This window comes from Thalassobacter stenotrophicus, from assembly GCF_001458315.1.
Lineage (GTDB): Bacteria > Pseudomonadota > Alphaproteobacteria > Rhodobacterales > Rhodobacteraceae > Thalassobacter > Thalassobacter stenotrophicus.
Genome location: NZ_CYRX01000033.1, coordinates 382,152 through 395,984, shown reverse-complemented (window position 1 = coordinate 395,984; position 13,833 = coordinate 382,152). Strand labels below are relative to the sequence as shown.

Annotated in this window: 12 protein-coding genes; 7 read left to right on the top strand and 5 right to left on the bottom strand. The window is 60.4% G+C overall.

The features are described 5' to 3' along the window. Positions 1–36: 36 nt before the first annotated feature. From glmU to ptsP, 5 genes are all read left to right on the top strand, one after another. On the top strand, positions 37–1,386 hold the full coding sequence (gene glmU, locus THS5294_RS16420; RefSeq protein WP_058124583.1) for a bifunctional UDP-N-acetylglucosamine diphosphorylase/glucosamine-1-phosphate N-acetyltransferase GlmU: 1,350 nt from the start codon (positions 37–39) through the stop codon (positions 1,384–1,386). Continuing rightward, a complete protein-coding gene (glmS, locus tag THS5294_RS16415; protein WP_058124582.1) occupies positions 1,386–3,200 on the top strand; it encodes a glutamine--fructose-6-phosphate transaminase (isomerizing) in 1,815 nt (604 codons plus the stop codon). The genes glmU and glmS overlap by 1 nt, the downstream gene beginning before the upstream one ends. Continuing rightward, positions 3,197–3,883: a DNA alkylation repair protein gene (locus tag THS5294_RS16410; RefSeq protein ID WP_058124581.1), complete on the top strand. Its 687-nt coding sequence runs from the start codon at positions 3,197–3,199 to the stop codon at positions 3,881–3,883. Before glmS ends, THS5294_RS16410 begins: the two co-directional genes overlap by 4 nt. A 349-nt stretch (positions 3,884–4,232) precedes the next feature. Continuing rightward, positions 4,233–5,480: an aspartate kinase gene (locus THS5294_RS16405; RefSeq protein ID WP_038004623.1), complete on the top strand. Its 1,248-nt coding sequence runs from the start codon at positions 4,233–4,235 to the stop codon at positions 5,478–5,480. A gap of 129 nt (positions 5,481–5,609) precedes the next feature. Further along, complete coding sequence (gene ptsP, locus THS5294_RS16400) at positions 5,610–7,850, top strand: phosphoenolpyruvate--protein phosphotransferase (RefSeq protein WP_058124580.1); 2,241 nt, start codon at positions 5,610–5,612, stop codon at positions 7,848–7,850. Here the strand turns inward: ptsP and THS5294_RS16395 are convergent. Genes THS5294_RS16395 through THS5294_RS16385 form a run of 3 tightly spaced genes read right to left on the bottom strand, consistent with a single transcriptional unit; the run spans position 7,834 to position 9,355 of the window. Continuing rightward, positions 7,834–8,082, bottom strand: a complete 249-nt coding sequence (locus THS5294_RS16395) for a hypothetical protein (RefSeq protein ID WP_058124579.1) — start codon at positions 8,080–8,082, stop codon at positions 7,834–7,836. The two genes, ptsP and THS5294_RS16395, sit on opposite strands and share 17 nt — an antisense overlap. Then, positions 8,083–8,841 (bottom strand): EcsC family protein, encoded by a 759-nt coding sequence (locus THS5294_RS16390; RefSeq protein ID WP_058124578.1) that lies wholly within the window; start codon positions 8,839–8,841, stop codon positions 8,083–8,085. Between the two features lie 43 nt (positions 8,842–8,884). Then, entirely contained in the window at positions 8,885–9,355 is a 471-nt protein-coding gene (locus THS5294_RS16385; RefSeq protein WP_058124577.1) for a GNAT family N-acetyltransferase, read from the bottom strand. Positions 9,356–9,431: 76 nt separating this feature from the next. Here THS5294_RS16385 and THS5294_RS16380 point away from each other — a divergent pair, with 76 nt between their 5' ends. After that, a complete protein-coding gene (locus tag THS5294_RS16380; protein ID WP_058124576.1) occupies positions 9,432–10,037 on the top strand; it encodes a flavin reductase family protein in 606 nt (201 codons plus the stop codon). A gap of 3 nt (positions 10,038–10,040) precedes the next feature. Here THS5294_RS16380 and dprA read toward each other — a convergent pair whose 3' ends face one another. Both dprA and tldD read right to left on the bottom strand, forming a co-directional pair. Beyond that, a complete protein-coding gene (gene dprA, locus THS5294_RS16375) occupies positions 10,041–11,210 on the bottom strand; it encodes a DNA-processing protein DprA (protein ID WP_082645062.1) in 1,170 nt (389 codons plus the stop codon). A 128-nt stretch (positions 11,211–11,338) separates the two neighbouring features. Beyond that, entirely contained in the window at positions 11,339–12,769 is a 1,431-nt protein-coding gene (tldD, locus tag THS5294_RS16370; protein WP_058124575.1) for a metalloprotease TldD, read from the bottom strand. A gap of 168 nt (positions 12,770–12,937) precedes the next feature. On the opposite strand from tldD, the gene coxB reads away from it, so the two are divergent. Then, positions 12,938–13,831, top strand: coding sequence for a cytochrome c oxidase subunit II (coxB, locus tag THS5294_RS16365; protein ID WP_058124574.1), 894 nt, complete (start codon positions 12,938–12,940; stop codon positions 13,829–13,831). The last annotated feature ends 2 nt before the right edge of the window (positions 13,832–13,833 follow it).

Here is a 13,833-nt window from a genome sequence, read left to right as displayed (position 1 = left end):
AACGTTAACGAATGATAGAAAAAGCGATTTACAGGTATGCCTATAGCTCTCGCCATTCTTGCTGCTGGACACGGCAGCCGAATGCACTCTGACTTGCCCAAGGTCTTGCACAGAATCGGCCACGCCCCGCTGTTGAGCCATGCAATTGGGTCGGGTTTGGCGCTTGATCCCGCCCGCATTGTCGTGGTGGCCGGTCACGGAGCCGAAGCGGTTGAGGCAGAGCTGGCCGCATCGCACCCTGAGGCGCAAACCGTCCGGCAGGAGCCGCAATTGGGCACCGCCCACGCCGTCGCACAAGCGGGCCCGCCGCTTGCGGATTTTGACGGGGACGTCATCGTTTTGTACGGCGATACGCCGTTTGTATCTGCCGAAACGCTCGAAGCGATGCTTGCCGCCCGTGCAAGCGGGGCCGACATCGTGATGCTAGGGTTTGAAGCCGCCAATCCGGGCCGTTATGGCCGGTTGATCACCCAAGGCGACCAGCTTGAGCGTATCGTAGAGGCCAAAGACGCCACCCCCGAAGAATTGGCCGTGCGTCTGTGCAATTCAGGCGTCGTCTGCGCCCCGCGCACCTTGCTTTTTGATCTGGTGGCGGCCGTCGGAAACGACAACGCAGCTGGTGAGTATTACCTTACCGACATCGTCGGCCTTGCGACCAAGCGCGGCCTGACTGCACGTGTCGTGACCTGCGATGAGGCCGAGACACTTGGCGTCAACACCCGCGCCGATCTGGCCGCCGCAGAGGCCACATTTCAGACGGCCGCCCGCACGCAGGCCCTGAACGAAGGGGCTATGCTCACCGCACCCGAAACGGTCTTTTTCGCCCATGACACGTACATCGGGCGCGATGTTGTGATTGAGCCGAATGTTGTGTTCGGCCCCGGGGTCACGGTTGAGACCGGGGCCCATATCCGTGCGTTCAGCCACCTAGAGGGGTGTCACGTCTCAGGCGGTTGCGTCGTTGGCCCCTACGCCCGCCTGCGCCCCGGCGCAGAGCTGGACCGCGGCGTCAAGATCGGCAATTTCGTCGAAATCAAAGAGGCCAGCATCGGTACTGGCGCCAAGGTCAATCACCTGTCCTACGTCGGCGACGCAACTGTTGGGCCAGAGGCAAACATCGGTGCGGGCACCGTCACCTGCAACTATGACGGGGTCAACAAGCACCGCACTGAAATCGGCGCGCGCAGCTTTATCGGGACCAACACCGCCCTTGTGGCCCCTGTCAGCGTAGGGATCGAGGCGATGACCGCCGCCGGATCAGTCGTCACGAATGACGTGCCCGACGGCGCGCTGGCCGTGGCCCGCGCCAAGCAGGAAACAAAGCCCGGGCTTGCGCGCAAACTGCACGACCTTGCCCTACGGCTCAAAGCGAAAGGCACGAACTGATGTGTGGAATTGTCGGCGTCCTAAGCAATAACGAAGCCGCTCCTCAACTGGTTGAGGCGCTCAAACGGCTGGAATACCGCGGCTACGACAGTGCCGGCATTGCCACCGTGCACGAAAAACGGCTGGATCGCCGCCGGGAAGTCGGCAAGCTGGTTAACCTAAGCGATAAGCTGGTGCATGAACCGCTGGCCGGAAAGGTCGGCATTGGGCACACCCGTTGGGCCACACACGGCGCACCCAGTGTGGGCAACGCACACCCGCACCGCGCAGGTCGCGTGGCCGTGGTGCACAACGGCATCATCGAAAACTACCGGGAGCTGCGCGCCGAGCTGGCCGAGCTGGGTGTCCCGTTTCAGACGGAAACCGACACTGAAACCGTAGCCCTATTGTGCGAGCACTATCTGGCCACCGGCTTGGGTCCGCAGGACGCCGCCACCGCAACCATCGCCCGCCTTGAGGGCGCCTTTGCGCTGTGCTTCATTTTTGACGGTGAAGAAGACCTTTTGATCGCCGCGCGGCTCGGCTCACCCTTGGCAATAGGTCACGGCGACGGAGAAATGTTCATCGGCTCCGACGCGATTGCGCTGGCCCCCATGACCAACCGGATCACCTACCTAGAGGAAGGCGACCGCGCCGAGATCACCCGTGCAGGCGCCACGATCTACGATCACAGCGGCACCTTGGCCAACCGCGAAATCCGTGAGGTGAACCTAGCGCACACGCAGGTCGAAAAGGGCGGCCACAAGCACTTCATGGCCAAAGAAATCCATGAACAGCCCGCCGTGCTGGCCGATTGTCTCAAGACCTATATCAGCAACAATGCGATCACCCTGCCAGAGCCATTCGATTTCACCGGGATCGACCGGATCATCATGGTTGCTTGCGGCACCGCGCATATCGCCTGCACCGTGGCGAAGTACTGGTTTGAACAATTGGCCCGCCTGCCGGTTGAGGTCGATATCGCATCCGAATTCCGCTACCGCGAACCGCCCATCCAAACCCGTACCGCCACGATTTTCGTCAGCCAATCCGGTGAAACCGCCGATACCCTCGCGGCGCTGCGGTACTGCAAAGACAAGGCGCAATCGGTGTTGTCGGTCGTGAACGTCCCCGAAAGCTCAATCGCGCGCGAAAGCGACGTGAGCTTTCCCATTCATGCTGGCGTTGAGGTGGGCGTGGCATCCACCAAGGCGTTCACCAATCAGTTGGCAGTCCTGATGTCGCTCGCCATCACCGCCGCTCGTCAACGCGGCGCAATTGATGCCGCGCGCGAAGCCGAACTGGTGGGCCAATTTGCCCATGTGCCCGGCCTGATCAACCAAGCCCTCGGCCTGTCCGGACATATCTCAGACCTATCGCGCAAGCTGGCTACAGCCTCTGACATCCTGTTTCTTGGGCGCGGGTCGATGTATCCAATGGCCCATGAAGGCGCGCTGAAGCTGAAGGAAATCAGTTATATCCACGCAGAAGCCTACGCCAGCGGCGAGCTAAAGCATGGCCCCATCGCCTTGGTGGAAGAAACCCTGCCCGTCGTCGTCTTGGCCCCCCGTGACGCACTGTTCGACAAGACCGTATCCAACATGCAGGAGGTCATGGCGCGCAAAGGCATGGTCCTACTGGTGTCTGATGCCGCCGGGATCACGCAGGCCGGCGATGACGTGTGGGCCACGATACAGATGCCCGATGTTGACCCCATTTTTGCGCCGCTCGTCTATGTGGTGCCCGCGCAGCTGCTAGCCTATCACACAGCGGTGCACAAAGGGACGGACGTGGACCAGCCACGGAACCTCGCCAAATCGGTGACCGTGGAATGACACCGCAGGACGCGCTTGTCGCGCTGGAACAGTTGGGCGATGCGGACAAAGCCGTTGAGATGGCCGCTTACCACAAGATTGAGCGGCGGTATCTGGGCGTGCCCAGCGCCACGCTGGATGCCCACGCCAAGGACTGGCGCCAAACGCTTACTCTGAGCGATCGGCTGACCCTTGCGCAAGGATTGTGGGAAACTGACGTATTTGAGGCCCGGATCACTGCGGCCAAACTGTTGACCCAAGCCCGCATTCGCCCCGACGACACGCCCGCATGGGATATGATCCAATCGTGGGTGCCGGAATTTGACAGCTGGGCCATTGCCGACGCCGTCTCCAGTGCAGGCTCACGCCGCTTAATCGCTGACCCGGCCCGGCTGGATGTGGTTGAGGGTTGGACAACCTCTGACCACCTTTGGACCCAAAGGGCGGCAATGGTCATGACGCTGCCCTGGACAAAACAACCCCACCCCAAACCTGCCGAGTTGGAAGCTCGGGAACGAATTTTGGGCTGGGCAGAGCGCTACGCAACGAATCCTGAATGGTTCATCCAAAAGGCCGTAGCGTGGTGGCTGCGCGAGCTAAGCAAGCGTGACCCTGAGCGTGTCCGCATCTTTATCGCCCTACACGGTGAAAAAATGAGCAAATTCGCCCGAACAGAGGCCCAAAGACTCCTGAAACCAGCTTAAATCCGCCGATCCCGGCGCGGCAAACGCTTTGCGCACCGAAATATCGATGGGTGGCATTATTTTGACATGTTCTCGCCACAAACGGGCAAGAATGTGTTCGAACTGGTGCAGCTTAGTGTTGTTTCTATGGTTAACGATTAGCCCAGTACGACGATGAGTACGGTCCGCTCCTTTGGGTTTGGGCCGTACTCTTTAGCAACGATCTCCGCACGACTGAGCCTGTGTAGACATGGCAACATGCGCCCATGCCACAGCACAAAACCCAACCCTATTCGCGTCGAGGCCTTGCCCTTTGACGCCCCCTCCCCTAACAGGCCCAGCTAACAGGAGCCACGTCCCGGGAATAGCAATGTCAGGCCAACGTAAACGCCTCGTAATGAAATTCGGCGGCACGTCTGTCGCAAACCTTGACCGTATCCGCCGCGCCGCCAAGCGTGTCGGCGTTGAGGTCGCGAAGGGCTATGATGTCATCGTGATCGTGTCGGCCATGTCCGGCAAAACCAACGAACTGGTCGGCTGGGTCAATGAAATCTCACCGCTACACGATGCACGCGAATACGATGCAGTTGTGTCGTCGGGTGAAAATATCACCGCCGGGTTAATGGCCCTTGTTCTGCAAGAAATGGACGTGCCCGCACGGTCATGGCAGGGCTGGCAAGTGCCGGTAATGACGACTTCTGCACATTCCAGCGCGCGGATCGAAGAAATCCCAACCGAGAATTTGGCAACCAAATTCGACGAAGGCATGAAGGTCGCGATTGTGGCGGGTTTTCAGGGCATCAGCCCCGAGGGCCGGATCACGACGCTCGGCCGGGGCGGCTCGGACACGACCGCGGTGGCCTTTGCGGCCGCATTCGACGCGGAACGCTGTGACATCTATACTGACGTTGACGGCGTCTATACCACCGACCCGCGCATCACCAAAAAGGCCCGGAAACTGGACCGGATCGCCTTTGAGGAAATGCTCGAGCTCGCGTCCCTCGGGGCCAAAGTGCTGCAAACCCGCTCGGTTGAGCTGGCGATGCGCTACAAAGTGAAACTGCGCGTTCTGAGCAGTTTTGAGGAACAATCTGACGACGCTGGCACGCTTGTGTGCGACGAGGAGGACATCATGGAAAGCAATGTTGTGGCCGGTGTGGCCTATTCGCGCGACGAGGCAAAGATGACGCTGGTATCGGTGGCAGACCGCCCCGGGATCGCTTCTGCGATCTTTGGCCCCTTGGCTGATGCTGGCGTAAACGTCGACATGATCGTTCAGAACATCTCCGAGGAGGGGCGCACCGATATGACGTTCTCCTGCCCTGTGGATCAGGTCCTCAAGGCAGAGCGCGCGATGCAAGAAGCCCGTGAGGTCGGCTCGATCAACTTCCACGATCTGATCGCCGACACCGAGGTCGCGAAGGTGTCCGTCGTTGGTATCGGGATGCGCAGTCACGCGGGCGTGGCCTCCAAAATGTTCAAAGCCCTCAGCGATGAGAACGTGAACATCAAGGTCATCACCACATCCGAGATCAAAGTCTCGGTCCTGATTGATCGCAAGTATATGGAGCTTGCCGTGCAAGCCCTGCACGATACGTTCGAGTTAGAAAAAGCCTAAAAATTCAACTGGGGCGACACATTTCGCCCCCGACCACCCAACAGACAGCAATTTTCGGCCCACGGGTCATTTCATGCCCCTTTCACTGGGCTGGCTTTGTCTTCATAGTGCCCTCTCAGGGAGGGTCACATGGTACAGACCAAAGACTCAGATAGCCGCAGGCTCTTGCAACGTTTGCAAGGCGTTATGGCCGAGGCTGGCGAAGGTCAGGCGCGGCTTGATCGGATTACGGCGTTGGTTGCAGACAGCATGGGCACCGAGGTTTGCTCGGTCTATTTACACCGCGACGCCGAAACGCTTGAACTGTGCGCGACCAAGGGTTTGAACGCCGAGGCCGTGCACGTCACCCGTATGCGCGTGGGCGAAGGCCTTGTGGGCCGCGTGGCCAAACGTGCCGCCCCCGTAAATGCGTCCGACGCCCCTAGCTCACCCGGTTTCCGCTACATGCCCGAAACCGGGGAAGAGATTTATTCCAGCTTTCTTGGTGTGCCGATCCAGCGCCTTGGCGAAACGCTGGGTGTTCTGGTTGTACAGTCCAAGGACGCGCGCAGTTATACTGAGGATGAAGTCTACGCCCTTGAGGTTGTGGCGATGGTTCTGGCCGAGATGACCGAGCTGGGCGCATTTGTCGGCGAAGGCGAAGCACTACGCGCCCGCCACAAAAGTCAGGTTTTGTTTCGGGGTGGCACCGCACAAGAAGGCGCGGCCGAGGGCGTTGTGTTCCTGCATAACCCACGGGTGGTGATCACCAACCCCGTGGCCGACGACCCCCAAGCCGAACTCGAGCGGCTGCGCGCCGCTGTTGATGTGCTGCGGGTTTCGGTCGATGAAATGCTCGAAGGCGCCAGAGGCGACAAAGAGCAGGTCGAAGTGATCGAGGCGTACCGGATGTTTGCCAACTCGCGCGGGTGGCTGCGCCGGATGGAAGAAGACATTGACCTTGGCCTCACGGCCGAAGCCGCCGTCGAGAAAGAGCAATCAACCGCCCGTGCCCGAATGGGCCAAGTCCCGGATCCCTATCTGCGCGACCGTTTGGCCGATCTGGATGACCTGTCCAACCGCCTGCTGCGACAGCTAACCGGCCAAGCCACTGTCAGCGCCGAGGCCCTGCCCGACGGCGCAGTCCTTGTGGCGCGCAACATTGGGCCGGCTGAACTGTTGGAGTATGGCCGTGGCCTCAGCGCAGTGATCCTAGAGGAAGGCTCTGTCGGATCACACGCGGCGATCGTGGCTCGGGCTTGGGCTATTCCACTCGTGATCAACTGCAAAGGCATCACCACCGAGGCGCTCAACAATGACGTGGTCTTGGTGGATGGAGACCAAGGCATCGTTCACCTGCGCCCCGACGACAGCGTGCGCAACGCCTTCCGCGATAAATTGGAAATGCAGGCCGCCGCACTCGAACGCTACGCCTCAATCCGGGACAAACCCGCCGAAACGCAGTGCGGCAGCCGCATCGAACTACAGATGAACGCAGGGCTCATGGCCGACCTGCCATCCTTGTCCACATCTGGGGCCGAGGGCGTGGGGCTTTTCCGTACGGAATTGCAATTTCTGACCCGCAGCAACGTTCCTAAGCGTGGTGAGTTGGCCAGCCTTTACAAGCGCGTGATGGACGCGGCGGGCGGTAAAGAGGTCACGTTCCGCACGCTGGATATCGGCTCCGACAAGGTGCTGCCCTACATGAAACCCACCGAGGAACCCAACCCTGCCATGGGCTGGCGGGCGATCCGCGTGGGACTTGATAAACGCGGCGTGATGCGGATGCAGCTTCAGGCGCTGATCCGCGCCGCCGAAGGGCGCCCCCTGACGGTGATGTTCCCCTTCATCGCCCAGCTCGAAGAATTTATCAGCGCGCGCGAGGCGCTCTTGCTGGAAATGCACCGCGAAAAAAGCCTTAACCACGTTCTACCCGAAAGCCTCAAGATCGGTGCGATGCTCGAAACCCCGTCCATGGCCTTCGCGCCAAGGCGGTTCTTTGAACTGGCCGATTTCATCTCTATCGGGGGCAATGACCTCAAGCAGTTCTTCTTTGCCGCGGATCGTGAAAACGAACGTGTGCGGCGGCGTTACGATACGCTCAACGTCAGCTTCCTATCGCTGATTGAGCAAATCGTGGACCGCTGCGCCGAGACCAACACACCTGTCAGTTTCTGTGGCGAAGATGCGGGTCGCCCGATTGAAGCGATGTGTTTTGCCGCGATGGGCCTGCGCAAACTGTCGATGCGTCCGGCCTCAATCGGCCCGGTCAAGCATTTGCTGCGGCGCACGGATCTGGATGAGGCGCGCGCCGTGATTGACGCCGCCCGCACATCCGGGGCGCAAAGCGTACGTCCTGCCGTGATGGATTGGCTCAAGCGCCGGGGGTAAGGCGGCTCGCATCGAACCAGCCAACATGCGCGGTGGCTGCATCAAGTGCGGCCTCAACAGAGCTGAACGTTTCGTGGCCATAATGTCCGATTGGGAACCACCCGCGCCCGTCTTCTGGGTCGCGGCGAAATTCTTCAAAGCCAAAGGTGCCATCAGGGCGTCGAAACACATCCACGCAAATCGTGTCGCCGTCATAGTTGATCGAGTGAAGGACCGTGTGCGCGTGCGCCATTTAGCGGGCGCGTGGCGCGGACAGTAGCGCGCGCAGATCATCCACCAATGCCTCAACCGGGCGTCCTGTTTCCTGGCTCAGCTGCATCAAACCAAACTGCACCCGCGCCATATCTTGGTAATAGCTGGTGAACACATAGTTCGTCGCGGCCCCGGCCGCTGCCCCCAACAATGGCACGGATTGCGCGGCCAGCTTTTGACCCAAAACCAACGACAAGCGCGGGGCCACAGCCGCAATCGCCTTGCTGACCGCGCCACCCGATAGGGTCAACCGCAGTGTGAGAAAGCTAAGGTCTGTGCCGTCATCAGCCTCAAGCGGCCCGGCGGCGGCGAACACTTGCAAACAAGCCGCTCTGCCCTCCGGAGTTTGGGGGTTGATTCCATGTTCTTGGGCGATGCCCTGAATGGCGCGCAAAAGAACGGTCGTCGTTACGGGCAATTCCGCAAGCGCGGACGGTAACCCACCCAAGCCACCAACGGCACCGGTGCCCAATGTGATCGCGCGGGTGAGCCAGTCGGAAGTATCGGGCAACCGTGCGGTGCGACTTGCGCTCGCGACATCCATCGCACTTTCAAGCGCCCGAGCGGTCGCGCCCTCAAGCCCCGTTTTGACCGGGTCAGGCAGACGTTCCAGCAGATTTTCAGCCTGAGACCCCAGCAACCCCACAAGCTGCATACCAACACCCCGAGCATTACGGTGCCGGGCTGCAAGACGCGCCAGACGCGCATGGGTTTGATCAGCGACAATGATATTGTTCATGCACAGAATATGGGCGCAAGCGGTGTGTCCGGCAAGCTGCACGTTACGGGTGGCGCGAAACAATCCCCGTCACACCTGCCCAGTCGCCAACCCCCAAAACTCGGTCTGGGTTGGTTGGCGGCGGCATCTCAACACCCGTCAGCACCGAAAATCCAAGCCGCCGATAATAGGCGGCGTCCCCTACCAGCAGCACGCGGGCATGGCCCAGCGCCCATGCGCGCTCAAGCGAATCTTGGATCAAAAATGCGCCAAGCCCCTCACCTTGTCGGGTCGGGTGTACCGCGACAGGACCCAGCAAAAGGGCCTCATGATCACCGATCATGACGGGCCAGTAGCGGATCGCGCCGCCAATGATGTTCAGGTCATCCACGGCCACAAGCGACAGGGCCCCGACCGGAGCCACATCCTCGCGCAAGCGATAGGATGACAGTGCCGTGCGACCGGGCGCAAAGCACAGATCAAAGAGCGCCTCAACCTCCCACCGGTCCTCGGGGGTTTCCTGCCGTAACTCCACGCGTCATCCGTTCGCTGCCTCTGGTCAGGGGCGTAGCATGAGGTTAGCTGGGGGGCAAACAACCCGGAGGATTGCCATGTATTATCGCCCCGCCGACGGCCACGGCCTACCGTATAACCCATTCAACGCGATCGTCGCCCCGCGCCCGATTGGGTGGATTTCATCGCGCAGCGCGGATGGCACAGACAACCTCGCACCCTACTCGTTTTTTAACGCAATTGCCTACGTACCCCCTCAGGTTATGTTCGCATCAACCTCAGCCAAGCCCGATCAAGACGGCACCAAGGACAGTGTCGCCAACATCCGCGAAACGGGTGTATTTTGCGTGAACATCGTGGCCCAAAGCGACCGAGACGTGATGAACATCTCATCCGAGGGTTTTACGAAAGACATTGATGAATTCGCGAAAAGTGGTGCGGCGAAAACCGAATGCTCCGAAATCGCATGTGCCCGCGTGGCTAATGCCCCCGCCGCGTTGGAATGTCAGGTTCGCCAGATCGTCCCCCTTGAGGGCGCGCATAACGTCATGGTGATAGGAGAGGTCGTGGGCGTCCACATGCGGGACGATTGCGTGGTTAATGGTCGGTTCGACGTGACACAATTTCAACCGCTAACACGCATGGGCTATCGGGACTACGCCGTGATCCGCGAAGTGTTCGAACTGACCCGCCCGGACGATTGAGCATCAACCAGCAAGTGACAAAAGCCCCCCGGGCGCGCGTGATATCTGCCCTGATAGCTCCAGCGGTGCGACCAGCGCGCTAAAGGCAGACAACTCCATCCCGAGGTCACGAGCTAGTTGATCCTCGGCCACAGGCGTAATTGCCAGAAGTGCTATGATTTGATCCGGCGGGATGATGTGCGTGGCCGTCGGGACCTCGAACGGCAGCGCACTTTGCGCGGGCTCAGACGGTGCGGTCATTGTATCGAGTATATCTAGGATATCCTCCGCACTGCGCACCAAAGTTGCCCCGTCGCGCAACAACGCGTTGCAGCCCGAGGTGCGCGTATCCAGCGGGTGGCCCGGTACGGCAAGAACCTCGCGCCCTTGATCCAATGCCGCCCGCGCCGTGATCATAGAGCCTGATTTGAGAGCGGCCTCAACCACGACCAAAACGGGCGCAAGCCCCGAGATGATCCGGTTGCGCCTTGGGAAGTCACGCGCCTGTGGTTGATGGCCCATGGGTGCCTCAGACAGACGCAACCCTTGTGCCGCAATCGTGTCACCAAGCGCTGTGTTTTCAACCGGATAAATCACATCGACGCCACCACCGAGCACCGCAATGGTGCCGGTCTCTAGGCTGGCTTGATGCACGGCTGTGTCGACGCCGCGCGCCATGCCTGAAACAGTGACAACGCCTGCCGCCCCTAGGTCTTGGGCCAATTTGCGCGCCATTCGCCCGGCCAGAGACGATGCGTTGCGTGTACCCACCAGTGCGACCTTGGGCTTGGTCAACAGCCCCCTGTCGCCCAACGCCCACAGCGCTGGCGGCGCATCCGCGACCTCCGCAAGCTCTGCTGGATACTCAGCATCACCAAGGCACAACAGCCGCGCACCGATCTTTTGCGCGGCCTTAATTTCGGCCCGAACGACACCCTCGGGACAGATTTGATAACCCTTGACGCCCGCCTCTTCGGCCACGTCCGGCAACACACTAAGAGCCGCCGCGGCACTGCCATGCTCGGCCATCAGGCGGCGATACGTGGCAGGACCCACCCTACGGGACCGGATCAAACGCAGACGCGCGAATTTATCCTCAACGCTCGTAACGGGCTGGGCAAAGAACGGACGCGGAGGCTCAGAAAAGCCGTCCGTGTCAGCAGAGGACAAAAACTCAGGGGTGTCGTAATTCATGCTCGCCAAACTAGGCGGGCATGGTTAATTCTTTATGAAGGTTACACAGGCGCCCGGCGGCGAAATGCGATCAATCCGACGACTGCCACCATAAGCAACGGCGCCGAGGCAGGCAGCGGAACGGGGGCTTACGTCTGCGACCCGCCCACCGTCAGCCCACCAATCTTGAGCGTCGGTTGCCCGACGCCCACGGGCACCCATTGGCCCGCCTTGCCGCAATTTCCCATGCCGGGATCAAGCGCCATGTCGTTCCCGATGGCTTGAATGTGCTTCAACGCCGTCGCGCCGTCGCCGATCAACGTGGCTCCTTTTACCGGCGCGCCGACCTTTCCATCTTTGACCCGATAGGCTTCGGTGCAGGAAAACACGAACTTGCCGTTGGTGATGTCCACCTGTCCGCCGCCAAATCCCACCGCGTAGATCCCGTCCTTTAGGTCCGCAACGATGTCTGCGGGGGCGGCGTCTCCGCCGAGCATATAGGTGTTGGTCATGCGCGGCATCGGGGTGTGCGCATAGCTTTCGCGTCGCCCGTTACCCGTGGCCTCAACCCCCATCAGGCGGGCGTTTTGACGGTCCTGCATGTAACCCACAAGGATGCCATCTTCTATCAAGGTGTTCTTGGCGCTTGGCGTGCCTTCATCATCCACGGTGATAGAACCGCGGCGGTCCGGGATGGTGCCGTCATCCAACACGGTGACACCGGGGGCCGCAACACGTTCGCCCATCAGACCCGCAAACGCCGATGTGCCCTTGCGGTTGAAGTCGCCTTCAAGCCCATGACCCACGGCCTCATGCAGCAAAATGCCGGGCCAGCCCGCCCCCAACACCACGTCCATCACCCCGGCTGGGGCGGGTTCTGCGCTCAGGTTTACCACAGCTACGCGCAGCGCTTCGCGGGCAACGCCTTCCCAATGGTCCCGCCCGATCAGGCCCGTTAACCCCACACGACCACCGCCACCGGCCGATCCGGTTTCGCGGCGGCCTTCATGCTCTACGATGATGCTGATGTTCAGGCGCACCATGGGACGTACATCACGGACATGCGTGCCCTCGGGGCGTAAAATCTCAACCTCTTGAATTGAAGCCGCCATGGAGGCTGCAACCTGAACCACGCGCGCATCCAGCCCCCGTGCAAAATCATCGATCTCCCGCAGGGTGTCGACTTTTACGTTGAACGCAGCCCCTGCCATCGGGTCCTCATCTGTATAGAGCCGCTGGTTGGTCGCTTGCGGCGCGTCTGCAAGGGTCCCGCCGCCCGCACCCACGGCCAGACGCGCGGTCTCAGCGGCGCGGCGCAAGGCCTGCTCGGAAATCTCTGTCGAATGGGCGTAGCCCGCAGTCTCACCGCGCACCGCCCGCAGGCCAAAGCCCTCGGACGCGTCATAGCTGGCATTCTTTACCCGACCGTCATCAAACACCAAAACCTCTGACCGACGACGCTCGAAAAACAGCTCTCCGTCATCGGCGCCCACAAGCGTTTCACGCAGCAGGGAAAGGCTTTGATCCAAATCAACTTTGGACTCGAAGGGACGAAATGTCTCACTTTTTACGGCTGCCACGGCTAACTCCTTGATTTCGCTACACCCCGAGATTCAATCAATGGTTGGATTGGCGCCGGGCGGCTTGCATTTGCCCTCTAAGATATGGTTCACACACCGCAGGACGCAACGGGGATTCCTGCAACGACCGTTCAAGACAGCGGGAACCCGGACAACAGGACGATTTGAATGACTTTAGCCAATAAAATGGCCGGCCTCACGGCCGCCGCCGGCGCGAGCCTTGTCGCGCTCCAAGCCCACGCACAGGATCTGCCTATCATCGGTTCGCCGACGCCAGGCGCTATGGGGATGCAACCTGCTTCCACGGAACTCGCCCGTGACTTGCAGTGGCTGAACATGTTCCTGCTGGTGATCATCACTGTGATCTCGCTGTTTGTGACGGCGCTGCTGATCTGGGTCATCGTGCGCTACAACGAAAAGCGGAACGACAAGCCCGCGACCTTCACCCACCACTCCACACTGGAAGTCGCTTGGACAATCATTCCGGTTGGTATTCTGGTTCTTATCGGTGGTTTCTCGCTGCCAGTGCTGTTCAAACAGCAGACCATCCCCGAAGGTGACATCTACATCAAAGTGACAGGCCTACAGTGGTACTGGAACTACGAGTACGTGGACGAAGACGTGTCCTTCGACAGCTACATGGTTGGCCACCCCGCCACCATGACTGATGCTGCCGAAGAAGCTGGCGCACAGCCCTTCGTTCTGTCGCCCGCGATGGAAGGCATGCTGGAAGAGTATGGCTACTCGCGCGATGAATGGCTTTTGGCCACGGACACCGCGGTTGTGGTGCCTGTGAACAAAACCGTCGTCATGCAAGTGACCGCTGGTGACGTGATCCACTCATGGACCATCCCTGCCTTCGGTGTGAAACAGGATGGTGTGCCGGGTCGCCTTGCACAGCTTTGGTTCTCCGCCGAGCGCGAAGGTATCTACTTCGGCCAGTGTTCCGAACTCTGTGGCAAAGACCACGCCTACATGCCCATCACTGTCAAAGTCGTCTCTGAGGACGCTTACGCAGAATGGCTCGCGATGGTTAAAGAAGGCGATACCTACGCCTGGTAAAC